This window comes from Serratia sp. K1WW1, from assembly GCF_055790865.1.
Genome location: NZ_CM147697.1, coordinates 394,156 through 419,485, shown reverse-complemented (window position 1 = coordinate 419,485; position 25,330 = coordinate 394,156). Strand labels below are relative to the sequence as shown.

Sequence of the window (25,330 nt, the reverse complement as noted above, 5' to 3'; positions counted from 1 at the left end):
CGTTACTTCTCGCTATCAACCAGGCCGCGCACAAACCAGCGCTGCATCAGAAGAACCACCGCCAACGGCGGGATCAAAGTCAACATCATTGCCGCCATCACCTGATTCCACTGGGTCGGCGCGCCGGAGGTGGAAATCATGCTGCGGGTCCCTGCCACCGCCGTACTCATCGAGGCGTCACTGGTGACCAGGATCGGCCACAGGTACTGGTTCCAGCCGTAGATAAAGGTGATGACAAACAGCGCCGCCAGATTGGTTTTCGACAGCGGCAGCACTATGTCCCAAAAGAAGCGCATTGGCCCGGCACCGTCGATGCGTGCAGCTTCCAACAGCTCATCCGGCAGGGTCATAAAGAACTGACGCAACAGGAAGGTGGCCGTGGCCGATGCCATCAGCGGCAGCGTGAGTCCGGTGTAGCTGTCCAGCAGATTGAGGTTGGAGATCACCTCCACCGTCGGGAAGATACGCACCTCGACCGGCAGCATCAGCGTCATGAAGATCAGCCAAAAGAACAGGCTGCGCAGTGGAAAACGGAAATAGACGATGGCATAGGCGGACAGCACCGAGACCACGATCTTTCCGCAGGTGATCGCCAGCGCCATGATCACGCTGTTAAGCAGCAGCATCGAGAACGGCACCTTGAGGGTGCCCACCCCGCCCTGCCAGATATGGCGGATGTTGTCCCACAGGTGCCCTCCGGGGACCAGCGTCATAGGTACCTGGAACACCTGCCGATCGTCCAGCGTGGCGGCCACAAAGGCCACATACAGCGGAAACAGCACCACCAGCACGCCAACAATCAGCATCGTATGGCTGAAGATATCCAGCCCGCGTCGGTTCTCAATCATTGGTAACGCACCTTACGTTCGACAAAGCGGAACTGGATCACCGTCAGGCCAATCACCAGCAGCATCAGCACCACCGACTGCGCCGCCGAGCTGGACAGATCCAGACCGGCAAAGCCTTCACGATAGATTTTGTACACCAGCGTGGTGGTCGACTGCACCGGCCCACCGCCGGTAGCGGCGTCGATCACCGGGAAGGTGTCGAAGAAGGCATACACCAGGTTGACCACCAGCAGGAAGAAGCTCACCGGCGTGATCAGCGGCAACACCAGGTTGAAGAAACGCCGCACCGGGCCAGCCCCATCGATCGCCGCCGCTTCCACCAGAGAACGCGGGATGGATTGCAATGCGGCCAGGAAAAACAGGAAGTTATAGCTGATCTGCTGCCACACCGACGCCAACACCACCAGGAACATCGCCTGGCCGCTGTTTTGCGCATGGTTCCAGTCATAGCCGAAACCGGCGAGCACATGGGTGATCAGGCCCATGCCGGGGCTGAACAGGAAGATCCACAGCACCGCCGCTACCGCAGGGGCAACCGCATAGGGCAGGATCATCAACGTCTGATAAAAGCGGCTGCCGCGCAGCACGTAGTCCACCAGCGCGGCAAAGAACAGCGATACCAGCAGGCCAACACCGGCCACCAGGAAGCTGAACACCAGCGTGGTGTAGAAAGAGTCCAGGTAATACGGGTCCTGAAACAGCTGTGTAAAGTTGTCCAGCCCGACAAACTGGCTGGAAAGGCCGAACGGATCGACGCTTTGTACCGAGTACCACAGCGCCTGACCGGCAGGCCACAGGAAGAACACGACGGTGATCAGCAGCTGTGGCAGCACCAACATATAGGGCAGCCAGCTACAACCGAAGCCGGGACGGGATGATGACATAGGGTTAACCGTTAAATGGGGATGAGGGGTGGTATAAGCCCCTCACCCTAGCCCTCTCCCACAGGGAGAGGGGACTATACGTGCTACAAACCACCTTCTGCGCCTGACCACAGCTCTGGACTAGCTCCCTCCCCCCAAAATGCCCATGAAATCCCTGGGCTATGCCGTGGGAGAGGGTTGGGGTGAGCGGGGATTGGTAGCCTTAACTGACCATAACACTTGGCAGAAGGTGGCCCAATCTGACGCTTACTTGGTGGAAGCCTCGAAGCGGCGCAGCAACACGTCACCGCGCTGTACCGCAGCATCCAGCGCCTGCTGCGGGGTTTTCTTGTCGGTCCACACGCTTTCCAGCTCTTCATCCACCACGGTACGGATCTGTGGCATATTGCCCAGACGCAGCCCTTTGGTGAACGCCAACGGTGGCTTGTTCAGCATCTGGCGGGTGGCCACATCGGCCCCAGGGTTCTTGTCGTAGAAGCCCTGCTGCTTGGTCATTTCATAGGCAGCAGTGGTGATCGGCAGGTAGCCGGTCTTTTGATGCCATTCGGCGGCAATCTCAGGCTGGGCCAGATATTGCAGGAACTCTGCCACACCTTTGTAGGTCGCCGCGTCTTTGCCGTTCATCACCCACAGGCTGGCCCCGCCGATAATGGCGTTCTGCGGTGCATTTTTGGCGTCAGCATCGTAAGGCATCATGCCCACGCCGAAGTCAAACTTGGCGTATTTGCGGATGCTGGCCAGCGAGCCGGAAGAGGCGGTCGCCATGGCGCAGTCGCCGTTGTAGAACTTCTCGGTAGGTTCGTCCTTGCGGCCGAAGTAGGTGAAGTCGCCCTTCTTGTTCATGTCTTGCAGCAACTGAATATGCTTCACCTGCAGCGGCTGGTTGAACTCCAGCTTGGCACTGGTGCCACCAAAGCCGTTGTTTTCACTGGCGAACGGCACGCCATGCCAGGCGCTGAAGTTCTCCAGTTGGATCCAGCCTAACCAACCGCTGGTGTAGCCGCACTTCATGCCAGCCGCGCGCAGTTTGGCCGCATCAGCCGCCAGTTCCTGCCAGGTTTTCGGTGGCTGATCCGGGTTCAAGCCCGCTTTCTTGAAGGCGTCTTTGTTGTAATACAGCACCGGGGTGGAGCTGTTGAAAGGCTGGGACAGCAGATGGCCGCTCTTGTTATCGGTGTAGTAACCGGCCACGGTCGGCACAAACACCGATTCGTCGAATTTGACGCCCGACTCCTGGAATACCTGATACACCGGTTTGATCGCCTTGCTCGCCATCATGGTGGCGGTGCCCACTTCATAGACTTGCAGGATCGCCGGTGCCTTGCCGGAACGGTAAGCAGCAATGCCCGCCGCCAGGCTCTGTTCGTAGTTGCCTTTATAAACCGGGACGATCTTCACATCGCTGTGAGTTTGGTTGAAACGGTCCGCCAGAGAATCCACTTCAGTGCCCAGTTCCCCTTCCATCGAATGCCAGAAGGGGATCTCGGTGGCAGCTATTGCATGGCCGCTGACCGCCAGGGCCAAGGTAACGCACAACGTGGTTTTTTTAATCGCGTGAGCAAACATGCCTAACTCCTGAAAAAGCTGGTGTGATCAAAACGCGTGAGCGAAAAGAAACAGTTTTTGTTCGGATGCTAAACATGCCATGCGCGGATGACAGTAAAATAACTCTGGCGTGACAGCTAGATGACAGCGAGGTGAAGTGCAGATGGCGGTTTGATGTCGGCGGTAGGGAATTCTCCCCACCGCCGCAGAGAGATTACAGCGAGCGACGCAGGCGGGCGACGGCCTCTTGCATCTGTTGTTCGGTTGCCGTGGCAAACGACAGACGGAAGGTTGAGCGATCCGGTTTGTCAGAGAAGAAGTATTCTCCCGGCACAAACACCACACCCTGTTTCAGGGTGGTGTTCAGCCACTCGGTAGCATTGAACTGCTGACGGAAACGCGCCCACAGGAACATGCCGCCTTTCGGCATATCAAAGCTGATCACATCACCCAGCTCTTTTTCCACCAGCCCGGCCAGGATCTCGCCTTTGTGCTTGTAGGCCGCGCGGATCTTTTCGATCTGCGCCGGTAAACGATCCAGCCCCAGGTAACATTCGACGATGCTCTGCGACAGCGCGCTGGCATGCAGATCCGCCGCCTGCTTGATGATCGCCACTTTATGCAGCAGGAACGGTGGCAAGATGGCCCAACCCAGGCGCAGGCCCGGAGCCAGGATCTTGGAGAAGGTGGAGGTGTAGATAATGTTTTCGGTATGGCCCAGCACCTGCTGCGAAACCTGATACAGCGTGGCATTACGCTCTTCGGTGAAGCGCAGCTCGCCGTACGGGTCATCCTCGATAATCAGGAAGTTATGCTCCACCGCCAGTTTCACCAACTGCTCACGGCGTGCGGCGCTCAGGGTCAGGCCGCTCGGGTTGCCGAAGTTCGGCACCACGTATACCCCTTTGATCTTCTGGGTTTTCAGCAGTTCGGCCAGCTCATCCACCACCATGCCATCGCTGTCAGAAGAAACGGACATGACGTTGGCTTCCGCCAGTTCCAGCGTTTGCAGCGCCGCCAGATAGGTCGGGCGCTCTACCACAAACACATCACCAGGGTTAATCACCGCACGCATCAATAGATCCAACGCCTGCTGGGAGCCTGCGGTCACCACGATATCTTCCGGCTTGGCATTTACGCCACGCTGTGCGCATAGGGTACAGATGCCTTCACGCAGCAGTTCGCTGCCTTCGGTCAGCCCATATTGGAACGCGCTTTTCGGTTGTTCGGTAATAGCCTGCTGGGTAGCAATGCTCAATCCTTCGAAGTCAAACAGCGCATCTGAGGGAATGCCACCCGCCAGCGAAATGACGTTTTCCATTTTGCTGTGCTTGAGCAATTCGCGGATTGCCGAGCTTTTGACCTTTACGATGCGCTGTGCGAGTAGTCCTTCTGTCTTCATTGCTTGTTCTCGTAATCGTTAAAATAGGGGCGCAACACGTTCTGGTACACCCTGATAGGCAGCCGGGTCGAACATGTTCGATCCCTACCGATTCATCCGCCCAAATACGCCGACCGTACTGCTTCGTTTGCTAATAATGCGGCCCCCGTATCTTCCAACACCACGCGCCCGTTTTCCAGCACATAACCACGATCCGCCAGTTTTAGTGCCTGGTTGGCGTTTTGTTCCACCAGGAAGATGGTCATCCCCTCTTCGCGCAGCTGCTGGATGATATCGAAAATCTGCTGGATGATGATGGGTGCCAGCCCGAGTGAAGGCTCGTCCAACAGCAGTAACTTTGGCTGGCTCATCAGCGCACGGCCAATCGCCAGCATCTGCTGCTCGCCACCGGACATGGTGCCAGAGCGCTGGCTGCGGCGCTCCAGCAGGCGTGGAAACAGGGTAAACACCCGCTCGATGCGTTGATGATACTGCTCGCGATCGGCAAAGAAACCGCCCATCGCCAGGTTCTCTTCCACCGTCATGCGTGAGAACACCCGCCGCCCTTCCGGTACGATCGCCACGGCCTCGCGCATGATACGCGCTGTCTGCCACTGGGTGATGTCCTGATCCATCAAGGTGATGGACCCTTCGCTGGCCCTTGGGTCGCCGCATAGCGTGCCGAGCAGGGTGGTTTTACCGGCACCGTTGGCGCCGATCAGGGTGACGATCTCCCCCTGTTGAATGTTCAGGCTGACCTGGTGCAGCGCCTGAATTTTGCCGTAATGGGCGGAAACCTGATTAAATGACAACATATGCTTATTCGCCCAGATAGGCCCGGATCACGTCCGGGTTATTGCGGATTTCTGCCGGTGAGCCTTGCGCCAACGGCGTTCCCTGATTCACCACGTAGATGCGATCGGAAATCCCCATCACCAGTTTCATATCGTGCTCAATCAACAGCACCGACACCTGGTGCTGGTCACGCAGCTCGACGATCAGATGATCCAGCTCATCGGTTTCTTTCGGGTTAAGGCCCGCCGCCGGTTCATCCAGCATCAATAGTTCCGGGCGTGTTACCATGCAACGGGCGATCTCCAGCCGACGCTGCTGGCCATAGGCCAGATTACCCGCCGAACGGTTAGCCATGTCCAACAGGCCCACACGCTCCAGCCACACTGCCGCACGCTCCAGCGCATCGGCTTCTGCACGGCGGAACGCCGGGGTTTTCAGCAAACCGGCAAACACGCCGCTTTTCAGATGCTGATGTTGGGCCACCAGCAGGTTTTCAATCACCGTCATTTCGCGGAACAGCCGCACGTGCTGGAAGGTGCGCACCACGCCCATGCGGGCAATGGTCTGGCCGGAAAGCCCTTCCAGATGACGATCGCGCAGTTTGATGGTGCCACTGGTCGGGCGATAGAACCCGGTCAGGCAGTTGAACACCGTGGTCTTGCCTGCGCCGTTCGGGCCAATCAACGAAACAATCTCACCTTGATGCAGTTCCAGCGCGACGTTGTTTACCGCCAGCAAACCACCAAAACGCATCGAAAGCCCGGCGACCGCCAGTAAAGGTTGAGTACTCATGCCTGCTCCCCCTTCACGGCTTTGATATCAGCCACTTTCAGCTTCAGCTGCGGGCGTTTCATCGGCAGCAGCCCCTGCGGCCGCCAAATCATCATCAAGACCATCAGCGCCCCCAGCAACAACATGCTGTATTCATTCAGATCGCGCATCATCTCACGGGACACTACCAGCAGGATCGCAGCCAGGATCACCGCAAACTGTGAGCCCATGCCGCCCAACACCACGATCGCCAGCACAAAGGCCGACTCCACAAAGGTGAAGGATTCCGGGCTGACAAACCCCTGACGTGCGGCAAACAGCGTGCCGGCAAAACCGGCAAAGGCGGCACTGATGGTGAAGGCGGTCAGTTTGATTTTAGTCGGGCTCAAGCCCAGTGAACGGCAGGCGATTTCATCTTCGCGCAACGCTTCCCAGGCACGGCCCAGCGGCATGCGCAGCAGGCGGTTAATCACAAACAGCGTCAATATCACCAGCAGCAGCGCTACCAGGTAGAGGAACACGATGCGGTCGCTAGGATCGTATTTCAGGCCAAAGAAGTTATGGAAGGTATCCCAGCCACCGTCGCGGGCGCTGCGGTTAAACTCCAGACCAAAAAAGGTGGGTTTCGGGATCTGGCTGATGCCGTTTGGCCCGCCGGTAATTTCGGTGTTGTTCAGCAGCAGGATGCGGACGATTTCACCAAAGCCGAGCGTGACGATCGCCAGATAGTCACCCCGCAGGCGTAATACCGGGAAACCGAGCAGGAAGCCGAAGATGGCGGTGACGATCCCCGCCAGCGGCAGGCTTTCCCAGAATCCCAGGCCGTAATAATGGTTCAGCAATGCGTAGGTATAGGCACCGATGGCGTAAAAGCCGCCGTAACCCAGCACCAACAGGCCGGAAAGGCCGACCACCACGTTCAGGCCCAGCCCCAGCATCACGTAGATCAGCGTCAGGGTGGCAATATCTACCGTGCCGCGCGACACCAGGAATGGCCAGACGACGGCGGCAATGATGATCGCCGCTGCCAGCACCTTCTGGCGCATGGTGGAGCCGTCAAAGCTGGGTAAGACGAACGCCGGGCCGGAGATTTTCTTCATCCCATGCTGCATCAGCGGGCGCAGCAGTTGGAAGAAAAATACCACCACACAACCGATGCCAATCCACATCCAGCGCACTTCGGCAGCGCCATGCACCACCAGCTTGGTGCCGTCGAGGCTCAGTTGCATCCCCATCAGGAAGGAGGCCATGACAAACAGTACGACCGTGGCTATACAGGCGTTAAGCAGACCGAGTTTCATACTTTCTCAACCTCCGGACGCCCAAGGATGCCGGTTGGCATCACCAGCAACACCACAATCAGCAAGGCGAAGGACACCGCGTCTTTGTATTCGGTGCTCAAATAGGCCGAGGTGAGCGCTTCAGCCACGCCCAGCACCAGCCCACCGATCATCGCCCCTGGAATGCTGCCGATCCCGCCCAGTACCGCAGCGGTGAAGGCTTTCATCCCGGCCATAAAGCCGATGTAAGGGTTGATCACGCCGTAGAATTGGCCGAGCAGCACGCCAGCCACCGCCGCCATCACTGCCCCGATCACGAAGGTGAGCGAAATCACCCGGTCGGTATTGATGCCCAGCAGGCTGGCCATCTTCAAATCTTCCGCACAGGCACGGCAGGCGCGGCCCATACGCGAATAACGGATAAACATCGTCAGCGCCAGCATCGCCAGGAAGGTGACCACCCAGATAATGAGCTGCATGGTGCTGATGGTCGCGGCAAAGCCGTTGCTCTCACCCAGCACCCATTGGCCGGTGACCAGGCTTGGCAGCGCCACATCACGCGACCCCTGCGTCAGGCTGACGTAGTTTTGCAGGAATATCGACATCCCGATGGCGGAAATCAGCGCAATCAGGCGCTTGGAGTTGCGCACCGGTTTGTAGGCCACCCGCTCGATGCTCCAGCCATAGGCGCTGGCAATCACGATCGACACCAGGAACGCTGCGCCGATCAGCAGCCAACCCACGTCGATGCCGATCATCATCAGGGCGGCGATCACGATAAAGGAGACATAGCTGCCGATCATATATACCTCGCCGTGGGCGAAGTTGATCATGCCGATAATGCCGTAGACCATGGTGTAACCGATGGCGATCAATGCATAGGTGCTTCCCAGCGTCACGCCGTTGAACATCTGCTGCAGAAAATAGAGAAACTGCTCTGACATACTCTGACCCTTGGCCACGTTTTTATATTGCAGCTTGGAATAAAAAATCAGGAACGATATACCCTATGAATTTCACGTTGCAGCTAGGCGGCAAACGGGTAAATCCCCAGGAGCTTAGTTAACTAAGTGACTGGGGTGCACCCGTGCAGCCAACAACGCTGCAACGTGAAAGGCGACGGGTATATTATTTAATCGGCGTTGATGAGCCGTCGGCATGCCACTCAAACACCCCGAACTCGAAGCCTTTCAGATCGCCTTTGTCATCCCAGCTCAATGGCCCCATCACGGTTGCCACCGGTTGGCCGGTTTTCAGATCTTTGACGATATCTGCCGGTTCCTGGCTCCCGCTGCGCTCCATGCCGGTGACCAGCGATTGCAGTGCTGCATAGGTGGTCCAGACAAATGGCCCAGTCGGATCCAGCTTCTTGGCTTTTAATGCATCAACCACCGGTTGGTTGGCTGGCACCTGATCGTAACGTTTTGGCAGCGTCACCAGCATGCCTTCAGACGCGGCACCGGCGATGTTGGACAGCGAGGAGTTACCCACACCTTCCGGCCCCATGAAGCGAGTAGTCATGCCCGCCTGTTTGGCCTGACGCAGGATCTGCCCCATCTCCGGGTAGTAACCGCCGAAATAGACGAAGTCGACGTTTTCTTTCTTCAGGCGAGCTACCAAGGTAGAGAAATCTTTATCCCCAGCGGTGACACCTTCAAACAGCACTACGTCGGTACCCTGCTTTTTCAGACTATCACGCACTGAACGCGCCAGGCCTTCACCGTATTGCTGCTTGTCGTGGACCACGGCGATGCGCTTGGGTTTAATCTCGTTGAGGATGTAGTTGGCAGCCGTTGGGCCCTGATCGGAATCCAGGCCGGTGGTGCGCATGATCATCTGGTAACCACGGGTGGTCAGATCGGCGTTGGTCGCCGCCGGGGTGATCATGATCACGCCTTCATCTTCATAGATGTCGGAGGCTGGCTGAGTCGAAGAAGAGCACAGGTGGCCGATCACGTAACGAATGCCGTCATTGATGACCTTGTTGGCTACCGCTACCGCCTGTTTCGGGTCACAGGCATCGTCATACTCTACCGCCACCAGCTTATCGCCCTTGATACCGCCTTTGGCGTTGATATCGGCAATCGCCTGACGCGCACCGGTGAACTCCATATCACCATACTGCGCCACCGGGCCGGACATGGCACCCACTACGGCAATCTTGATGTCTTTTGCCACAGCGACATGGCCGATAGCCATCGCGATACAACCGGCCAGCAGCGCTTTACCCTTTGTTAATTTCATCCGCATATTCCCCATCTGTCGTTGTGAGTGTTGCTGTTGTATTTGTCACACCTAATCATTGTTTCTACCCGGCAGATTGCAAGTGACGGCCAACTGACCCTGGCTCGCAAAACGCCGGTAAATCGCTTTTATCTATAAGTAATAATGATTTAGGTAGATTCGCGACAATATTTTCTAATAAGACTTTATTTTTCATGCCATTAAACAGGAGTTTTCTTCTGCAAAGCAACTCCCAAGGTCAGAAACAAGCGGTGTAAACAGCATAAAATCCGGATTAAATCTGCGCCGTTTAGCGTAAGGAACAGCGCGATGTGCTGGTTAACATGCCATTAACTAACCGTTTACTCGGAAAATGCCAGCAGCAAAAAACATTTCGCGCAGACCTCGTATAGAAAAACTTACACAACGCGCTGTGCAAGATCCATTACACTGTCGACATCCCTTATCGGTGCGGAAATCCGGCATGAAACTGACCATTGAACGCTTGACCAGCTTGTCTCCACAAGACCTTATCGACCTTGGTAAAATCTGGCCACATCAACAGCCTGAGCAGTGGCTAAGCTGGCTGGAGGAGGGTAAAGCACTGTTTGCCGCCCGCTTTAACGAGCGGCTGCTGGGGGCGGTAAAAATCGAGATAGCGGGCCAGAGCGCCCAATTGCACGATCTGCTGGTACGCGAAGTGACGCGCCGCCGAGGCGTGGGGCTATATCTGATGGAAGATGCCCAGCGCCAATTGCCACAGGTGCAACATTGGCAACTGGATACTGCCGGGTTGGCCGCACGTGAACGTGGTGAGGTGGGTAACTTTATGCGTGCCTGCGGCTTCCAGGCTCAGGGCGATTGCTGGCAGAAATGAAACGTTGGCTAGCTCTGATCGTTATTATACTGCTCGCAGTCATGGCCTGGTTTGCAGGACGCTATCAGGCAATGAATCTTCATCAGCCTTGGGATCAGCAGGCCTATGTTTGGCAAAGGGTGTGGACACCTCAGCATGCCGAGGCGCTGGCTGCCAGCCGTGACCTGTTTACTACCCTGCGCGTGTTGGGCTTGCAGGTGCATCCCCGTGAGGGTTTCCGGGATATCGCGGTCAATACCGCCCTGCTGAAACAGGATGGCCGCCCGCTATGGTTGGTAGTCCGGATAGACGGGCAATTGATGCAGTTGGATGAGGCCGCCATCTATGCACGTCTGCAGCAACAGTTGCAACGCTGGCAGGCGGCCGGTTTACCGGTGATTGGCGTGGAGATCGACCATGACGCCGCCACCGCACGGCTGTCCAAATATCAACAATTTCTGCACCAACTGCGCCAACGGCTTCCCTCTTCATTACAGCTAGGCATTACCGCCCTGCCCGCCTGGATCGGATCCCCAGCGCTGCCCGGCGTACTGCAACAGGTAGACAGCTCGGTGCTTCAGGTGCATGCGGTGCTCTCCCCCACCCAAGGTTTATTCGACGGCCGGTTGGCGCAGGAGTGGACACGCCAGTACGCTCGCCTTAGCCCTAAACCCTTCCGTATTGCCCTGCCAGCCTACGGCATGGCTCTGCTAGGGTTCGATGCCCAGGGGGCTCTGGTTGAGAGCGAAGCCTCGCAGCGCGTGGTGGGCAAGGTCCAGGAACTGACCGTGGCACCACAACAGGTTGCCGATTTCTTGCAGCAGCTCGCACAACGCCCACTGCCACATCTGCGCGGCATTATCTGGTTCCGCCTGCCGCTGGAAAACGATCGCCGCGCCTGGTCGATGGCGACGCTACGGGCGGTGATCCAGCACCAGCCATTGCTCACCCACTGGCAGGTGAAATTTTTGCCGCAGCCACAGCAAAATGGGCTGTATGATTTGATGATTGAGAATCAGGGTCCGGTGGATGCCCCGTTACCGCGTGAGATCCACATTCAGGCCGAAGGTTGCCTGGCCGCCGACGCGGTAGGTCATTACCAGTTGGCAACGCCATCGGACCCCCAACGCTTTATCCGCATTAGCGGCGATCAGCTACGAGCAGGGCAATCACGCCCCTTGGGCTGGCTACGCTGCCAACAGATCACGCCAGGAGGCACCCATGTCATACCTTGATTTGCACACAGCAGGGCACCGTCGCCGTGCGCTCACGTTAGCATCACTGATCGCTGCGGCATTGATGGTGCCGCTGAGCGGCCAGGCCTGTGGGCCAGACTTCCCCAACCGCCTGCTGGTTAATCGCAACGGCACCCTGCTGTATATGCCTGAGGGTAACTTCGCTTTCGAAGCCACCCGTCTGGTGCCAGTAGACCCGCAGCTGCCACGCTGGCAGGCCCCGGCCCCGGCGACACCGCCAAAGCCGATGCCCCTCTCGCCGGAACAGCAAGCCATTGCCCAAATGCGGGCAACCAAAACCGTAGAAGAAGCCGACGCGGTGAATGCGCAAGGGCTATCTAATGCCGCGCGCTTATATACGCTGGGGGCGGTAGCCTTTGCCGCGGAAGATCCTCGGGCGTCGCAATATTTCCAGCAGGTGTTGGCGCTGCCAGCCGCCGAGCAGGAAGCATGGGGGTTACGGGCGCAATACTCGCTTGGCCGCCTGCTGATGGGCGATCATGGCACGCCGGAAAGTGAATCCGGTAACGAGCCGGTGGTGAACCATCCGGAGAAAGCGCAGCTCGAACAGGCCTTGGCCGCCTTCCAACAGGTGATCGACCAGGTGAAAAGTGGCACCGCCGATCCCGATCAACTGGCACTGAGTAGCCTGGGCCAGCAGGCACGTATTCATTTGTGGCTCGGGGAAATCGCTGCGGCAGCACAGCTATATGCTCAGCAGGCCGCCCAAGGCGATCCCGATGGCGGTCTCTCGCTGCAATATATCTCCTCCTATCTGATCAATCCGCAGCATGTGGAGGCGTTAAAACAGGCTATTCACGATCCGTTGGTGCAGCAATTGGTCACCATTGAGCTGTTCGCCCGCAGCAGTAATCTGGAGATGTCTGGCATCATTAACGGTGAGACCGGTGCCAAACAGCTTGTCGATCAGACCCTGACGTTGCTCAATGACTCGGTTAAAAGCGGTTTCACCGGTAGCGACCGGCTGGCGGCGCTGGCCTATCGTTCCGGGCAATATGCCATGGCGGCCAACCTGCTGAAAAATGCGGGTGATGGCGGTTTAGCCTGGTGGTTACGTGCCAAAATGGCCCTGCGTGAGGGTGATGTGAAAGCCGCAACCGCCGCCTATGCCAAAGCCGCAGCCGCATTCCCTACCGATGAAAGCTGGGGAGAGCAGCGTAACGAGGACTTCGCAGCCGAAATGATCGTCCCGGATTGCCGAGTTGCCGGCGAGCAGGCCATTCTGGCGCTGAACCGTGGCGACTATCTGCAAGCGATGGATCTGATGTATCGCGGCAAAGAAAACTACTGGGCAGACGTGGCGGATATCGCCGAGCGGGTGCTAACGGTCGATGAACTGAAAGGCTTTGTGGATAAGCATGCGCCAGCCCCCACCACACCGCTCAAGCCGGTCAAACCCGATGAATACAATGGCGAGCGGATCACCCAAGAGGTTCAACTGCGTGAATTGCTGGCACGGCGCATGATGCGCGTAGGTCGCTATGAGGAAGCGGTGAACTACTTTGCCATTCCAAACTACCGCCAGGCGGCGCAGGACTTTGCCAACCTGATGAAAGCGGCGAAGGATAAATCGGCTGATAAGAACGCACGCGCCAAAAGCTACTATCAGGCGGCGGCGCTGTTGCGCTCGCAGGGGTTGGATTTCACCGGCTATGAAATGACGCCGGATTACAATATTTATGGCGCGGGGTATTCCTATCTGGGGGATGCTTTCAACACCAAGGATAGCAAAGACAAGAGTTGGATCAGCGCGGCGGAAGCGGCACGGGCCAAGAAATCGTTGCCAGATGCAGATAACCGTTTCCTGCATTACCGCTGGCAGGCGGTGGATCTGGCGCAAAAGGCCGCCGACCTGCTGCCACCGAAAAGCCAGGCCTACGCTGCCGTGCTGTGTAATGCCGCTGGTTGGGTGATAGCCCGCGACGCCAAAACCGGCCGCGCCCTGTATCAGCGTTATATCAAGAATGGCACCCAGTTTGAGTGGGGTACCAAATTTGGCTACGACTGCCCGGCACCGGAGTTTGATACCGCAGCCAACTAACTACAAAAACAGAAAAGCCCGGCAAGCCGGGCTTTTCGAACGTTAAGCGCTATCGGTATCAGGCTTCGATCGCCATCTTCAGTTTCTTCATGGCGTTCTTTTCCAGCTGGCGCACACGCTCGGCGGAAACGCCGTACTGATCGGCCAGCTCCTGCAGGGTGGACTTGTTGTCGTCGTCCAACCAGCGGGCGCGAATGATATGCTGGCTGCGCTCGTCCAGACCTTCCAGCGCGTAGGCCAGTTTGTCTGCGGCGTTGCTTTCCCAGTTATCTTCTTCGATCCCTTCGGCAAAGTCCGAGCTTTTATCCTGCAGATAGAGCATTGGGGCCATGGCATGGCCGTCACGCCCTTCGTCTTCCGGCGTTGGGTCAAAGGTCATGTCCTGTGCCGCCATACGCGACTCCATCTCACGCACGTCTTTGCTGGTGACACCCAGCTCGCGCGCGACCAGCTCCACTTCGTCCTGATTGAACCAGCCCAGACGCTGCTTGGTTTTACGCAGGTTGAAGAACAGCTTGCGCTGTGCCTTGGTGGTCGCCACTTTGACGATACGCCAGTTACGCAGCACGTATTCGTGAATTTCTGCCTTGATCCAATGCACCGCAAAGGACACCAGACGTACGCCAACCTCTGGGTTGAAGCGACGCACGGCCTTCATCAGGCCGATATTACCTTCCTGGATAAGATCTGCCACCGGCAAACCGTACCCTGAATAGTTACGGGCAATATGAGCGACAAAGCGCAGGTGAGACAGGATGAGCTGCTTAGCTGCTTCCAGATCGCCCTGATAATGCAGCCGTTCAGCCAGTTCCCGCTCTTCCTCTGCCGTCAGCATCGGATAGGTGTTGGCTGCCCGCAGGTAGGCTTCCAAGCTGCCCTGTGGGACTAAGGCTAAAGTGCGCATTTCTTTGGTCATTCAAAACCCTCTCTTGATAAAACTGGTCATGCAGGTGATTTCACGGCGGGGAGCTATTGATCTTGCGGCAGTTGCTGTTGCAAAAGCGGGTCCACACGCCGGGCACCTAAACATTTGCTGCAGATTTGGACCGTGCTCAACCCCAAAAGTTCACCGTTTTTCACACACAGTGCACACGACAATACGTCATGCAAGCTCAGGTTGATTGGGAATTTGTGCGTTTGAGAAGAGATCGGAGATGTTGAGGTCTGGCAGCTCTTCTCCCGCAGCACGGCAACCGGGCCGCAGCAGGAGAAGAGTATACCAAAAATTCACTATTGTGGTGTAAATCGGCGTAAATGTTGCACGGTGGCCAACCAGGCGGCAATCCAGCCGATCATCGCCGAGATCAGCAGCAGCAACAGCGCCTCATCCCAACCCAGGCCATGCAGGGTAAAGGTGGTGCCAAACACCTTCGCCACGTTGGTCACTACCGACTCCAGCTTCCACACCAGCGCGCCAGACAGGGCCAGCGACAGCAGCGCGCCGAAGAAGCCGAGCATTGCACCACCGTTGAGGAATGGCCGCAGGATAAAGCCGTCGGTGGCACCGATCAGCTTCATCACGTTGATGGTATCGCGACGGCTGAAGATGCTCAGACGCACGCTGTTACCAATCACCAGGAACACCGCCACCACCATCAGTATGCCGATCATCAAGGCCACTTGGCCCACTAACCCGGTCAGCGCCGCCAGGCGGGCAAACCAGCTGTCGTCCATCCTGACTTCATCCACGCCCTGCACCGCCGCCACGCGATCGCGCAGGGTGGTGAGCGTATCGGAACTCTGGAAACTCATCTGCGGCGTGACAATCGCCACGGCTGGCAGCGGGTTTTCTTCCAGCATATCCAGCGCGCCACCAAAACCAGACCAGTTGCGGAACTCGCCCCGCGCCTCTTCACGCGACAGGTAGTTCACCTTCTCCACCCCGGCCTCGGCCTTGATGGCATCCAGCACTTTGACCGCCGCGTCATCGTCGAGAGATTTATCCAGATACACCGTCAGCTGTGGCGTTGGGTACCACTGTGTCGCAGCGGTACTGACGTTTTTCCAGACGATGTAACAAACGCTCGGCAGCGTCAGGGAGATGGCGATGACCATCACGGTCAGCAGCGTTGCCAGCGGTTGGCGCAGCATATCGGCAATGGCGTTCATCCAGGCATAGCGCCACTGCTCACGCCAGCCACCGCGCAATGCCTTGCTCTTGGCGGTTTTTGCATTATTCGCCATGCTGTGCCCCCCCTACCATACGGCCCTGGCTCAGCGTCAGGATGCGGTAATTGCGCCGGGCGATCAGCCCGGTGTCGTGGGTTGCCATCAGCACCGTCACCCCAACGCGGTTAAATTCTTCAAACAGGCGCAGGATCCCTTCCGACAGGGCGTCGTCCAGGTTACCGGTCGGTTCATCCGCCAACAGCACCGCTGGCTTGTTCACCACCGCGCGGGCAATGCCAACGCGTTGCTGCTCACCACCGGAAAGCTGAATGGGGAAGTTCTTCGCTTTATCCAGCAGCCCGACCTTGTCCAGCGCAGCCGAAACGCGGCGACGGATATCTTCGGTACTGGCTCCGGCGATGACCAGCGGCATCGCCACGTTGTCATACACCGTACGATCCAGCAGCAGATGGTGATCCTGAAAAATCATGCCGATCTGGCGGCGCAGGAAAGGCACCTCGCGGTTTTTCAACCGGCTGATGTCATGCCCGCCAAACCAGATATGACCGGCGCTTGGCCGCTCAATCCCACAAATCAGTTTCAGCAGGGTACTTTTCCCCGCGCCGGAATGGCCGGTCAGAAACGCCATCTCCGCCGGACGCAGATGAAAATCTACCCCCTGCAGGGCTTGCCGTCCGCCCAGATAAGCTTTACTGACCTGTTCAAAGCGAATCATCCGTATCAATCCTCTCGGGCAAAAAGTGCCTCAATAAAGTCATCAGCCTTAAACGGCCGCAAATCTTCGATGCCTTCACCAACGCCGATGTAACGGATCGGGATAGTAAACTGATCGGCGATAGAGAAAATCACCCCGCCTTTGGCGGTACCGTCCAGTTTAGTCAGCGTTATGCCGGTCAGGCCCACGGCTTCATTAAATAATTTCGCCTGGTTAACCGCATTTTGTCCGGTGCTGGCATCCAGAGTCAGCATAACCTCATGGGGGGCCTGCTCGTCCAGTTTTTTCATCACCCGCACGATCTTCTTCAGCTCTTCCATCAGGTGCGCCTTGTTCTGCAGGCGACCGGCGGTGTCGGCGATCAGCACATCGATATTACGGGCTTTAGCCGCCTGCACCGCGTCGAAGATCACCGAAGCGGAATCGGCACCGGTATGCTGAGCGATGACCGGAATGCGGTTACGTTCGCCCCAGACCTGCAACTGTTCTACTGCAGCGGCGCGGAAGGTGTCGCCCGCGGCCAGCATCACCGATTTACCTTCGGCCTGGAACTGACGCGCCAGCTTGCCGATGGTGGTGGTTTTACCCACGCCGTTGACGCCAACCATCAGGATCACGAATGGCGTTTTGCCACCGACATCCAGTGGCTGATCCACCTTGGCGAGAATTTCCGCCATCTCTTCTTTCAGTTTGCCATACAGCGATTCGGCATCTTTCAATTGCTTACGGCTGGCGTGCAGAGTAAGAGACTCAATGATTTTACGAGTGGTTTCTACGCCAACGTCGGCGATTAACAGCTGTTCTTCCAGCTCCTCAAACAGATCGTCGTCGATCTTCTTGCCACGGAACAGGCCGATAAAGCCGGAACCCAGATTCTGTTTGGTTTTCAGCAGGCTGCGTTTAAGGCGCGCGAAGAAGCCTTCTTTGCTCGGACGTTCTTGCTCTTGCGTTACCACCGGAGCTAGCAGTTCAGGCTGTTCGGGTTCCGCATCCAGCTCAGGCTCGATAACCTCTTCAATCACCTCTGGCTCAGGTTCGATAATCTCGGCAGGCGCTTCGACTACCGCTTCAATCACCTCAGGCTCAGGTTCGATAATTTCAGCAGGCGCTTCGATTACCGCTTCAACCACCTCTGGCTCAGGTTCGATAATTTCAGCAGGCACTTCGATTACTGCCTCAACCACCTCTGGCTCAGGTTCGATAATTTCAGCAGGCGCTTCAATCAGCTCGGGCTCTTCTACTTGAGCCTCAGGCTGTTGCGCTACGGTGACTTCTTCGATCGCCACCGGCTCAGCATGGTGTTCGTCCAGCGGCAGGATATTTTCGGTGATAGGCTCGCCGCTCAGGCTGCTATCCCACTCCCCTGGGGTATCTTTGGTGGCGGCTGGAGCAGATCCCTGGGTAGGAAGCTTATCGTCCAGTTTGGGGGCAGCCGGGGTTTCTGCGGCCTGCTGTTCCGCCTGTTCTACGGCAGATTCAGGTTGTTGCTGCTCTTCTTCCTTCTGGCCGAAGCCCAGCCAGGAGAAAAACCCACGTTTTTTATCTTTTGCCATGTTCTGACCCTACTCCGTACCAATGGCTTGCAAATGCGAAAAATTAATTCGCCGAGTCTATCACTTTCCCTGGCACAGCAACACGCATCGGCAATGCTTTCATCGCGGTAGTTTTAACGCTCCCACCGCCTCCAGGCTGCAACTTATCCGCAATCCGGTATAGAATGGCGGTAACTTTTCGTTAACTTCGCAACTGATTAAGACTCTTTATGGCAAAACAACCACCGCGCGGCGCGCTCAAAAAACCGCAGACGGCCTCCGCTGGCCAGATCCGCATCATCGGCGGCCAATGGCGCGGGCGCAAACTGCCGGTGCCCAACAGTGAGGGGCTGCGGCCAACCACCGACCGCGTACGCGAAACCTTGTTCAACTGGTTAGCCCCGGTGATCCGTGGGGCTCGCTGTCTGGACTGTTTCGCGGGTAGCGGTGCGTTGGGGTTGGAAGCCTTGTCGCGCTATGCCGAAAGCGCCACGCTGCTGGAATACGAGCGGCCAGTAGCCCAACAGTTGGGGAAAAACCTGGCGCTGTTGCAAGGCAATGGCAGCGTGGTGAATACCAACGCGTTGACCTGGTTGGCAGGCAACGGGCAACCTTTTGACGTGGTGTTTCTCGATCCCCCGTTCCGCAAAGGGTTGCTGGCCGATACCGTCACGCTGTTGGAACAACAGGGCTGGTTAGCGAACGAGGCCTGGATTTACGTCGAGGCCGAAGCCGAAAGCGCCGCCACCGATGTTCCTGCGACCTGGACACTGCACCGCGAGAAGGTCGCCGGCCAGGTAGCCTATCGTCTTTACCTCCGCACCCTTGAAGAGAAAATCGAACATGCTGATTAACCTGGGCCGTCTGCTGATGCTGTGCGTATGGGGCTTTCTGCTCACCAACCTGTTTCACCCGTATCCCAAGCCGCTGACCTACTTCATCAACGTAGCCTTGTTCTTTATGGTGGTGATGCACGGACTACAGCTGGTGCTACTGAAATCCACCCAGCCGAAAGATCAGCCCATCAGCCGCTGGCTGGAAACCAAGATCTTTATTTTTGGCGTATTTGAGCTGTTGGACTGGCAGAAAAAGCAGCCGCCGCTGAAGAAAAAATAGCCTTTTAAAGGGCGCAGCAAATGTGGCGCCCCTACAATTTCTGCGCCGTGAAGGAGATAAAGCGGGTGCCCTGCAGGCTCAGCGTGCCCTGAGCGCCTTTATCTATCTGGTTATATTGCTGCTGCGGCAACGGTATTTTGATCTCGCTGCCGCCCGTCAACGGACGGAAGTACACTTCGTAACGCATATCTTCCACCACGATATTTTCCCGCTGCCGCGAACGACGATTCGGCGAGGGGAACTCCCGCTTGGCGCTGACTTCCACCTGCAATGTACGCACCGGCTGGCGGTCATTATCCGCATCCTGGCGGCGTTTGTTGAGGTATTGGCGGGTCGCCAGCACCGCAATCAGCGCGATCACGGCAACAAAGAACAACGGTGGCTTACTCATTGACGGTTTTCCTCTTTAACCCGGCGAATATCACTAGCACCTAAAACCGCGTAAACATAGCATTGAGAAGAAAGCATTGTCGAACCCACGCGCGCTGCTTACACTGAGAAAGTGACAACCTGGAGTTGGTTATCCCGGCTCCCATAATAAATAAGGAAGACATATGAGTTGGCCGTTCCTTGCCGTATTTTTTTCCGGTTGGTTGTTCGTTGATGCCTCCTATCGCGGCCCGCGCTGGCAGCGCTGGGTATTTAAACCAGTCACCTTGCTGCTGTTGCTGTTATTGGCCTGGCAGGCTCCGGTATTGGGCCCTGCGGGTTACCTGATCGTTCTGGGCCTATTGGCGACGCTGGCGGGTGACGCCTTGCTGCTGTTGCCGCGTGAGCGGGTGCTGTACGCCATCGGCGCTTTCTTCCTCTCACACCTGCTGTATACCCTGAGCTTTGCCAGCCAGATGACCTTCAGCCTGTTCTGGCCCCTGCCGCTGGTGCTATTGGTGATTGGCGCACTGCTGCTGGCCATCATCTGGAGCCGGTTGGAAGAAATGCGCTGGCCGATCGCCACGCTGGTCGCCATGACGCTGCTGATGGTGTGGCTGGCAGGGGAACAATATTTCCTGCGCAGTACCGACTTTGGTTTCTCATTGCTGGCGGGTACCTCGCTGCTGCTGTTGGCCAATATCGTCTGGCTGCTGAACCGCTACCGCTTTACCTTCCGCGCGGCAGATGCCGTGGTCGCCTTCTGCTACTTCTCCGGGCATTTCCTCATCGTCCGCTCGCTGTATCTGTAATGGCAGGCTACGGGTTCGGGCAACCGGATCCGTAGCGCCCCTGCAATTAACAATAATTCTCATATCGCACTTGACTCTGGAGTCAGCTCCAAGGTGTAGAGTGCTTGTTGAGATGATATTGGATTGCCTGAAGGGGGCGCTATGCAGACTCATAAACCACATAATCACCAAGAGCATCAGCATCAAGAACATAAACACGATCACAGCTGCGGCTGTAGTCATGACCACGCCAAAACCCAGCATGGCTGCAGCAATGAAAAAACCCCGGTGGGAGCAACCGCTGCCCATGACCATCACGCGGCCCACGAGCACGGTGCCAGCTGTTGCAGTAGCGATGGCCCCGACGACCCAGATGAGGAAAGCGACAGGCTGGCTGCCGTTCCCCCTTCCGGCAGCCAGCGTTTCAGTTGGAAAGTCACCGGCATGGATTGCCCGAGCTGTGCCAAGAAAATCGAAAATGCCGTAACGTCGATCCCCGGCGTCGACAGCGCTCGCGTGCTGTTTGCCACGGAAAAACTGGTGGTGGATGCCCAATCCGACGTCAGCGTGCGGATCCAGGACGCGGTAAAACAGGCTGGCTTTACCCTGTTGGGGACTAACCCGGCGGCAATAGGCGATGAACCCAAAACCTCCCGGTTTGGTGAGTACGGCCCTCTGCTGCTGCTCTCCGCACTGATGGTGCTCAGTTGGGTTCTCGACTTCTTCAACCCACGGCTGGGCGAAATTGCCTTTATTGCCACCACCTTGGTCGGCCTGGTGCCGATTGCCAGCAAAGCCTTGCGCCTGATCCGTTCAGGCACACCGTTTGCCATAGAAACCTTGATGAGCGTTGCCGCCATCGGTGCGCTGTTTATCGGTGCCACCGCCGAAGCGGCCATGGTGCTGCTGTTGTTTATGGTGGGAGAACTGCTGGAATCCTACGCAGCCAATCGTGCACGCCGTGGCGTGAAAGCGTTGATGGAACTGGTGCCGGAAGATGCTCTGCTTATCCAGGGCAACGTACGTAAACGCGTGCCTGTAGCCAGCCTGCGCCCCGGTGACGTAATAGAGATCGCGCCCGGTGGCCGCTTACCTGCCGATGCCGAGTTGCTAAACCCGTTCGCCAGCTTTGACGAAAGCGCTTTAACCGGTGAATCCGTGCCGGTAGAGCGCCAACAGGGTCAGAAAGTGGCCGCTGGCAGCCTGTCCGTCGATCAGGCCGCGCAGATGAAGGTCACTTCCGAGCCGGGTAAAAATGCCATCGACCGTATCCTGCAGCTGATTGAAGAGGCCGAAGAGCGCCGCGCACCGATTGAGCGCTTCCTCGATCGCTTCAGCCGTTACTACACTCCGGCGATCATGCTGCTGGCCGTGGCGGTGATCCTGGTGCCACCGCTGCTGTTTGCCGAGCCTTGGGAGATGTGGATCTACCGGGGTCTGACCTTGCTGCTGATCGGTTGTCCGTGTGCCTTGGTCATCTCCACGCCAGCGGCCATCACCTCTGGCCTTGCGGCGGCCACGCGCCGTGGCGCGCTGATTAAAGGTGGTGCGGCATTAGAACAATTGGGCCAAGTGCAAACCATCGCGTTCGACAAAACCGGTACGCTGACCGAAGGCAAACCGACGGTGACCGATGTGCTGCCTGCAGACGGCCTCAGCGAACAGCAACTGCTGGCCATTGCAGCGGCTGTCGAGACGGGCTCACATCATCCACTGGCACAGGCGATCGTCAACCGCGCAGCGGAGAACGGGACTGCATTGCCACTGGCCGAAGGCCGCCGGGCTCTGGCGGGTATCGGGGTTGAAGGGAAGGTTGACGGTAAAACTATCCTGATCAGCGCACCGGGCAAGTTGACGGAAAACCAGTTGAGCAGCGAATGGCGCAGCCAGGTAGAAACGCTGGAAACGGCGGGCAAAACCGCAGTGGTGGTGTTAGAGGACGGGCAGCCTATCGGTTTGCTGGCGTTGCGTGACACCTTGCGTAGCGACGCTAAACAGGCGATTGCCGAGTTGGCGCAATTAGGCGTTCGTGGCGTGATGCTCACAGGTGATAACCCGCGCGCTGCGGCCGCCATTGCCAATGAATTGGGGATCGATTACCGCGCCGGGTTAATGCCGGAAGACAAAGTGAACGCGGTAACCGAGCTGAGCAAGTTGCAACCCACCGCCATGATCGGCGACGGTATCAACGATGCCCCGGCAATGAAGGCCGCCAGCATTGGCATTGCGATGGGGAGCGGTACCGACGTGGCATTGGAAACGGCGGATGCCGCGCTGACGCACAACCGGTTGACCGGCGTTGCCGAGATGATCCGCATCTCCCGCGCTACACACGCCAATATTCGCCAGAACATTACCATTGCGCTTGGGTTGAAAGCGATTTTCCTGGTCACCACCCTACTGGGGATGACTGGCCTGTGGCTGGCCGTATTGGCCGACTCTGGAGCAACCGCGCTGGTGACCGCCAACGCCTTACGGCTGTTGAAGAAACGCACATAGTCGATCATCTGTCAGGCCCGTTATGGAAATGGGCCTGACAGCCAGAGGATTATTCGGCCAGGCCCTTACGCAGCAGGTAGCGATACGGGGCCTGCTCGGTTTCCTGGGCCACCAGCGTATGTTCCATAAAGCGGCAAAAACCCGGGATGTCGCGGGTGGTGGCCGGATCGTCGGCAATGATCAGCAAGGTTTTACCGTTATCCATATGGCGCACGGTTTTGCGCACCATCATGACCGGTTCCGGACAGCGCAGCCCCAGCGCATCTAGCGTCTGGTCTGCCTGGGCAAAAATGTCAGTCATACATCTCTCTCGATCTAAAACGATCGGCGAACCCTCGCCGGATCTGATTACCCGCTAGTTTACGCCGGTAGTTTTTCTGCGCAAGATACGTTAACGTTTGCGTTAAATTTAACCATTGCATTGAATGCCCAAACGCGTACCATGTCGCCGCGCAGTTAACAATGGGTTCCCTCACCCCACACTCAAAAAGGCTACATTATGTATTCGTTTACCGATCGACAACGCTTAATCGCGTTGGTCTGGCTATCGCTATTCCACATCGCCATCATTACTTCCAGCAACTACCTGGTGCAGTTGCCGATCAGCATTTTCGGCTTTCACACCACCTGGGGTGCCTTCACTTTTCCGTTTATCTTCCTGGCCACTGACCTGACCGTGCGGATCTTCGGTGCCCCGCTGGCACGCAGGATTATCCTTGCCGTGATGGTCCCGGCGCTGTTTATCTCCTATGTGATCTCCACCGTCACTTTCCAGGGTGAATGGCAGGGCTTTGCCGCCTTGACCAGCTTCAACCTGTTTGTGGCGCGTATCGCCGCCGCCAGCTTTATGGCCTACGTGCTGGGGCAGATCCTGGACGTGCAGGTGTTCAACCGCCTGCGCCAACGCAGCGCCTGGTGGGTTGCCCCCGCCGCGGCCATGTTCCTTGGCAATATCAGCGATACCCTGGCCTTCTTCTTTATCGCTTTCTACAAAAGCAGCGATCCCTTTATGGCCGCCAACTGGGTGGAAATCGCGCTGGTAGATTACAGCTTCAAGGTGCTGATCTGCCTGGTGTTCTTCCTGCCGATGTACGGGGTGCTGCTCAATATGCTGCTCAAACGCCTGGCAGAACGCCAACCCGCCAACCGGTTTCAACTGAGTTAACCCTGCTTCTCGGTTATTATGGGCAGCTTGATTTTACGGAGGCTGCCCATGCGCTTAACCACTCGCCAAGCTACACTTGAAGAGATCCACTCTCTTTACCTCTGCATTCCAGAATTTGGTAGCCTGCACAGCCTGAAAGATTTGCAGCAACGCGTCGGGGATAGCCCTTCTCACGGCTTGATTGCCGAAATTGATGGCCAGGCAGCCGGTTTTAAACTCGGCTATCAAACCGCGCCGGGGGAGTTCTACAGCTGGCTGGGCGCAGTTTTACCTGATTTTCGCCGCAAGGGTGTCGCCCAAACCATGCTGGCGGAGCAAGAGCGTTGGGCGCGTTCGCAAGGCTATCAGCAACTGTGGGTAAAAACCCGCAACCAGTTCCGCGCCATGCTAATAATGCTCATTAGCCGCGAATATCAGATTTTCACTCTAGAAAAGAAAGGCGAAGTAGACGAGTATCGTCTATTACTTAAAAAAAACCTGTGACATCTAGCCATACGGTCAACCAACTCTATCTGCAAAGGAATAAGGAACACCAGATGCGTAAAGTAAAAAAATTGATGGGTATCGGCCTGTTAGTGCTTGGCCTGGCGGCCTGTGATAGCGCCACCAAAGACACTAATGCCCCCGCAGGCAGCGCAGCAGCCAGCGTCCCAAGCGGACAACAGGTGAGTTTATTGGATGGCAAGCTGACCTTCACCCTGCCTAACGGTTTGGCCGATCAGAGCGATAAGCTGACCAACCAGCCAACTAACGTGCACATCTATGCCGACAGCAGCAACCAGCGTGCGGTGATCGTAATCGTTGCCGACAAGGCTGCGGGCGATCTGGAAACCTTGGCCAAGCGCATGGAAGAGCAGCAACACTCCCGCGATGCCAACCTGCAGGTCATTACCAATAAAGCGGTTGAAATTAACGGCACGCCAATGCGCCAACTGGATACCGTGATCACCGTGGCAGGCCAAAAAGCCTACTCTGGCGTGCTGCTCGCTATGCTGCCAGACGGTAAGCAACTGACCCTGCAAATCACGCTGCCAGCGGATAACCAGCAGCAGTCTCAAAGCGTAGCGGCTGGCGTCTTCAATACGGTGAAGATCAAGCAGTAATCGCACTGGGCCAGCATGCTGGCCCGTTTA

25 protein-coding genes are annotated in these 25,330 nt (G+C 57.2%); 10 read left to right on the top strand and 15 right to left on the bottom strand.

Going from position 1 to position 25,330, the window contains the following annotated elements:
• Positions 1 to 2 precede the first annotated feature (2 nt).
• The 9 genes from ugpE to ACX9GU_RS01910 all read right to left on the bottom strand — a co-directional run bounded on the left by ugpE (position 3) and on the right by ACX9GU_RS01910 (position 9,748).
• A complete protein-coding gene (gene ugpE / locus ACX9GU_RS01950) occupies positions 3 to 848 on the bottom strand; it encodes a sn-glycerol-3-phosphate ABC transporter permease UgpE (protein ID WP_473193700.1) in 846 nt (281 codons plus the stop codon).
• Positions 845 to 1,732: a sn-glycerol-3-phosphate ABC transporter permease UgpA gene (gene ugpA, locus ACX9GU_RS01945; RefSeq protein WP_473193699.1), complete on the bottom strand. Its 888-nt coding sequence runs from the start codon at positions 1,730 to 1,732 to the stop codon at positions 845 to 847. Before ugpA ends, ugpE begins: the two co-directional genes overlap by 4 nt.
• Before the next feature lie 246 nt (positions 1,733 to 1,978).
• Entirely contained in the window at positions 1,979 to 3,298 is a 1,320-nt protein-coding gene (ugpB, locus tag ACX9GU_RS01940; RefSeq protein WP_473193698.1) for a sn-glycerol-3-phosphate ABC transporter substrate-binding protein UgpB, read from the bottom strand.
• 193 nt (positions 3,299 to 3,491) lie between these two features.
• Positions 3,492 to 4,679: an aminotransferase-like domain-containing protein gene (locus ACX9GU_RS01935; RefSeq protein WP_473193697.1), complete on the bottom strand. Its 1,188-nt coding sequence runs from the start codon at positions 4,677 to 4,679 to the stop codon at positions 3,492 to 3,494.
• A 92-nt stretch (positions 4,680 to 4,771) separates the two neighbouring features.
• Positions 4,772 to 5,473: a high-affinity branched-chain amino acid ABC transporter ATP-binding protein LivF gene (gene livF, locus ACX9GU_RS01930; protein WP_021807790.1), complete on the bottom strand. Its 702-nt coding sequence runs from the start codon at positions 5,471 to 5,473 to the stop codon at positions 4,772 to 4,774.
• A 4-nt stretch (positions 5,474 to 5,477) separates the two neighbouring features.
• Complete coding sequence (gene livG / locus ACX9GU_RS01925) at positions 5,478 to 6,245, bottom strand: high-affinity branched-chain amino acid ABC transporter ATP-binding protein LivG (RefSeq protein ID WP_121608071.1); 768 nt, start codon at positions 6,243 to 6,245, stop codon at positions 5,478 to 5,480.
• Complete coding sequence (locus ACX9GU_RS01920) at positions 6,242 to 7,525, bottom strand: high-affinity branched-chain amino acid ABC transporter permease LivM (protein WP_024529578.1); 1,284 nt, start codon at positions 7,523 to 7,525, stop codon at positions 6,242 to 6,244. The genes livG and ACX9GU_RS01920 overlap by 4 nt, the downstream gene beginning before the upstream one ends.
• Positions 7,522 to 8,448, bottom strand: coding sequence for a high-affinity branched-chain amino acid ABC transporter permease LivH (gene livH / locus ACX9GU_RS01915; RefSeq protein ID WP_021181499.1), 927 nt, complete (start codon positions 8,446 to 8,448; stop codon positions 7,522 to 7,524). Before livH ends, ACX9GU_RS01920 begins: the two co-directional genes overlap by 4 nt.
• 184 nt (positions 8,449 to 8,632) lie before the next feature.
• A complete protein-coding gene (locus ACX9GU_RS01910) occupies positions 8,633 to 9,748 on the bottom strand; it encodes a branched-chain amino acid ABC transporter substrate-binding protein (protein WP_473193696.1) in 1,116 nt (371 codons plus the stop codon).
• Positions 9,749 to 10,211: 463 nt separating this feature from the next.
• Between ACX9GU_RS01910 and panM the strand changes: the two genes are divergently transcribed.
• Genes panM through ACX9GU_RS01895 form a run of 3 tightly spaced genes read left to right on the top strand, consistent with a single transcriptional unit; the run spans position 10,212 to position 13,880 of the window.
• Positions 10,212 to 10,604: an aspartate 1-decarboxylase autocleavage activator PanM gene (panM, locus tag ACX9GU_RS01905; protein ID WP_473193695.1), complete on the top strand. Its 393-nt coding sequence runs from the start codon at positions 10,212 to 10,214 to the stop codon at positions 10,602 to 10,604.
• On the top strand, positions 10,601 to 11,818 hold the full coding sequence (locus ACX9GU_RS01900) for a DUF3142 domain-containing protein (RefSeq protein WP_473193694.1): 1,218 nt from the start codon (positions 10,601 to 10,603) through the stop codon (positions 11,816 to 11,818). Before panM ends, ACX9GU_RS01900 begins: the two co-directional genes overlap by 4 nt.
• Entirely contained in the window at positions 11,805 to 13,880 is a 2,076-nt protein-coding gene (locus ACX9GU_RS01895) for a hypothetical protein (RefSeq protein WP_473193693.1), read from the top strand. Before ACX9GU_RS01900 ends, ACX9GU_RS01895 begins: the two co-directional genes overlap by 14 nt.
• A gap of 58 nt (positions 13,881 to 13,938) precedes the next feature.
• On the opposite strand, the gene rpoH is transcribed toward ACX9GU_RS01895, so the two are convergent.
• From rpoH to ftsY, 4 genes are all read right to left on the bottom strand, one after another.
• Positions 13,939 to 14,796, bottom strand: coding sequence for an RNA polymerase sigma factor RpoH (gene rpoH / locus ACX9GU_RS01890; protein ID WP_021181503.1), 858 nt, complete (start codon positions 14,794 to 14,796; stop codon positions 13,939 to 13,941).
• A 314-nt stretch (positions 14,797 to 15,110) separates the two neighbouring features.
• Positions 15,111 to 16,064, bottom strand: a complete 954-nt coding sequence (gene ftsX, locus ACX9GU_RS01885; protein ID WP_021181504.1) for a permease-like cell division protein FtsX — start codon at positions 16,062 to 16,064, stop codon at positions 15,111 to 15,113.
• On the bottom strand, positions 16,054 to 16,725 hold the full coding sequence (gene ftsE, locus ACX9GU_RS01880) for a cell division ATP-binding protein FtsE (RefSeq protein ID WP_021181505.1): 672 nt from the start codon (positions 16,723 to 16,725) through the stop codon (positions 16,054 to 16,056). Before ftsE ends, ftsX begins: the two co-directional genes overlap by 11 nt.
• A gap of 5 nt (positions 16,726 to 16,730) precedes the next feature.
• Entirely contained in the window at positions 16,731 to 18,278 is a 1,548-nt protein-coding gene (gene ftsY / locus ACX9GU_RS01875; RefSeq protein WP_473193692.1) for a signal recognition particle-docking protein FtsY, read from the bottom strand.
• 209 nt (positions 18,279 to 18,487) lie between these two features.
• On the opposite strand from ftsY, the gene rsmD reads away from it, so the two are divergent.
• Together rsmD and ACX9GU_RS01865 are read left to right on the top strand one after the other, a co-directional pair.
• A complete protein-coding gene (gene rsmD / locus ACX9GU_RS01870) occupies positions 18,488 to 19,111 on the top strand; it encodes a 16S rRNA (guanine(966)-N(2))-methyltransferase (protein WP_473193691.1) in 624 nt (207 codons plus the stop codon).
• Complete coding sequence (locus tag ACX9GU_RS01865; protein WP_021181508.1) at positions 19,101 to 19,373, top strand: DUF1145 family protein; 273 nt, start codon at positions 19,101 to 19,103, stop codon at positions 19,371 to 19,373. Before rsmD ends, ACX9GU_RS01865 begins: the two co-directional genes overlap by 11 nt.
• A 31-nt stretch (positions 19,374 to 19,404) precedes the next feature.
• Here ACX9GU_RS01865 and ACX9GU_RS01860 read toward each other — a convergent pair whose 3' ends face one another.
• Positions 19,405 to 19,764 carry a DUF2500 domain-containing protein gene (locus tag ACX9GU_RS01860; RefSeq protein ID WP_473193690.1) on the bottom strand — a complete coding sequence of 120 codons (360 nt, stop codon included), beginning with the start codon at positions 19,762 to 19,764 and terminating at the stop codon, positions 19,405 to 19,407.
• Positions 19,765 to 19,927: 163 nt separating this feature from the next.
• Here ACX9GU_RS01860 and ACX9GU_RS01855 point away from each other — a divergent pair, with 163 nt between their 5' ends.
• Positions 19,928 to 20,554, top strand: coding sequence for a lysoplasmalogenase (locus ACX9GU_RS01855; RefSeq protein ID WP_021181510.1), 627 nt, complete (start codon positions 19,928 to 19,930; stop codon positions 20,552 to 20,554).
• A 141-nt stretch (positions 20,555 to 20,695) separates the two neighbouring features.
• The gene (locus ACX9GU_RS01850) at positions 20,696 to 23,032 is read left to right on the top strand and encodes a zinc/cadmium/mercury/lead-transporting ATPase (RefSeq protein WP_473193689.1); all 2,337 of its coding nucleotides are present in this window, start codon (positions 20,696 to 20,698) and stop codon (positions 23,030 to 23,032) included.
• A gap of 49 nt (positions 23,033 to 23,081) precedes the next feature.
• Here ACX9GU_RS01850 and tusA read toward each other — a convergent pair whose 3' ends face one another.
• Entirely contained in the window at positions 23,082 to 23,333 is a 252-nt protein-coding gene (tusA, locus tag ACX9GU_RS01845; protein ID WP_021181512.1) for a sulfurtransferase TusA, read from the bottom strand.
• A 198-nt stretch (positions 23,334 to 23,531) separates the two neighbouring features.
• On the opposite strand from tusA, the gene ACX9GU_RS01840 reads away from it, so the two are divergent.
• The 3 genes from ACX9GU_RS01840 to ACX9GU_RS01830 are packed head-to-tail and all read left to right on the top strand — an operon-like array spanning position 23,532 to position 25,300.
• Positions 23,532 to 24,197 carry a 7-cyano-7-deazaguanine/7-aminomethyl-7-deazaguanine transporter gene (locus tag ACX9GU_RS01840; protein ID WP_024484648.1) on the top strand — a complete coding sequence of 222 codons (666 nt, stop codon included), beginning with the start codon at positions 23,532 to 23,534 and terminating at the stop codon, positions 24,195 to 24,197.
• Positions 24,198 to 24,245: 48 nt separating this feature from the next.
• Complete coding sequence (locus tag ACX9GU_RS01835) at positions 24,246 to 24,680, top strand: GNAT family N-acetyltransferase (protein ID WP_473193688.1); 435 nt, start codon at positions 24,246 to 24,248, stop codon at positions 24,678 to 24,680.
• A 53-nt stretch (positions 24,681 to 24,733) separates the two neighbouring features.
• Positions 24,734 to 25,300, top strand: a complete 567-nt coding sequence (locus tag ACX9GU_RS01830; protein WP_473193687.1) for a DcrB family lipoprotein — start codon at positions 24,734 to 24,736, stop codon at positions 25,298 to 25,300.
• Positions 25,301 to 25,330 lie beyond the last annotated feature (30 nt).

What these genes read in the sequence shown, in the direction of transcription:
- ftsX (WP_021181504.1), bottom strand. Translation starts at nt 16,064, where the DNA reads ATGGCGAATAATGCAAAAACCGCCAAGAGCAAGGCATTGCGCGGTGGC.
- ftsE (WP_021181505.1), bottom strand. Translation starts at nt 16,725, where the DNA reads ATGATTCGCTTTGAACAGGTCAGTAAAGCTTATCTGGGCGGACGGCAA.
- rsmD (WP_473193691.1), top strand. Translation starts at nt 18,488, where the DNA reads ATGGCAAAACAACCACCGCGCGGCGCGCTCAAAAAACCGCAGACGGCC.
- ACX9GU_RS01835 (WP_473193688.1), top strand. Translation starts at nt 24,246, where the DNA reads ATGCGCTTAACCACTCGCCAAGCTACACTTGAAGAGATCCACTCTCTT.
- rpoH (WP_021181503.1), bottom strand. Translation starts at nt 14,796, where the DNA reads ATGACCAAAGAAATGCGCACTTTAGCCTTAGTCCCACAGGGCAGCTTG.
- ACX9GU_RS01855 (WP_021181510.1), top strand. Translation starts at nt 19,928, where the DNA reads ATGAGTTGGCCGTTCCTTGCCGTATTTTTTTCCGGTTGGTTGTTCGTT.
- ACX9GU_RS01910 (WP_473193696.1), bottom strand. Translation starts at nt 9,748, where the DNA reads ATGAAATTAACAAAGGGTAAAGCGCTGCTGGCCGGTTGTATCGCGATG.
- ftsY (WP_473193692.1), bottom strand. Translation starts at nt 18,278, where the DNA reads ATGGCAAAAGATAAAAAACGTGGGTTTTTCTCCTGGCTGGGCTTCGGC.
- ACX9GU_RS01830 (WP_473193687.1), top strand. Translation starts at nt 24,734, where the DNA reads ATGCGTAAAGTAAAAAAATTGATGGGTATCGGCCTGTTAGTGCTTGGC.
- ACX9GU_RS01900 (WP_473193694.1), top strand. Translation starts at nt 10,601, where the DNA reads ATGAAACGTTGGCTAGCTCTGATCGTTATTATACTGCTCGCAGTCATG.
- ACX9GU_RS01865 (WP_021181508.1), top strand. Translation starts at nt 19,101, where the DNA reads ATGCTGATTAACCTGGGCCGTCTGCTGATGCTGTGCGTATGGGGCTTT.
- livH (WP_021181499.1), bottom strand. Translation starts at nt 8,448, where the DNA reads ATGTCAGAGCAGTTTCTCTATTTTCTGCAGCAGATGTTCAACGGCGTG.
- ACX9GU_RS01860 (WP_473193690.1), bottom strand. Translation starts at nt 19,764, where the DNA reads ATGAGTAAGCCACCGTTGTTCTTTGTTGCCGTGATCGCGCTGATTGCG.
- panM (WP_473193695.1), top strand. Translation starts at nt 10,212, where the DNA reads ATGAAACTGACCATTGAACGCTTGACCAGCTTGTCTCCACAAGACCTT.
- ugpB (WP_473193698.1), bottom strand. Translation starts at nt 3,298, where the DNA reads ATGTTTGCTCACGCGATTAAAAAAACCACGTTGTGCGTTACCTTGGCC.
- ACX9GU_RS01920 (WP_024529578.1), bottom strand. Translation starts at nt 7,525, where the DNA reads ATGAAACTCGGTCTGCTTAACGCCTGTATAGCCACGGTCGTACTGTTT.
- ACX9GU_RS01840 (WP_024484648.1), top strand. Translation starts at nt 23,532, where the DNA reads ATGTATTCGTTTACCGATCGACAACGCTTAATCGCGTTGGTCTGGCTA.
- tusA (WP_021181512.1), bottom strand. Translation starts at nt 23,333, where the DNA reads ATGACTGACATTTTTGCCCAGGCAGACCAGACGCTAGATGCGCTGGGG.
- ACX9GU_RS01935 (WP_473193697.1), bottom strand. Translation starts at nt 4,679, where the DNA reads ATGAAGACAGAAGGACTACTCGCACAGCGCATCGTAAAGGTCAAAAGC.
- livG (WP_121608071.1), bottom strand. Translation starts at nt 6,245, where the DNA reads ATGAGTACTCAACCTTTACTGGCGGTCGCCGGGCTTTCGATGCGTTTT.
- ACX9GU_RS01850 (WP_473193689.1), top strand. Translation starts at nt 20,696, where the DNA reads ATGCAGACTCATAAACCACATAATCACCAAGAGCATCAGCATCAAGAA.
- ACX9GU_RS01895 (WP_473193693.1), top strand. Translation starts at nt 11,805, where the DNA reads ATGTCATACCTTGATTTGCACACAGCAGGGCACCGTCGCCGTGCGCTC.
- ugpA (WP_473193699.1), bottom strand. Translation starts at nt 1,732, where the DNA reads ATGTCATCATCCCGTCCCGGCTTCGGTTGTAGCTGGCTGCCCTATATG.
- ugpE (WP_473193700.1), bottom strand. Translation starts at nt 848, where the DNA reads ATGATTGAGAACCGACGCGGGCTGGATATCTTCAGCCATACGATGCTG.
- livF (WP_021807790.1), bottom strand. Translation starts at nt 5,473, where the DNA reads ATGTTGTCATTTAATCAGGTTTCCGCCCATTACGGCAAAATTCAGGCG.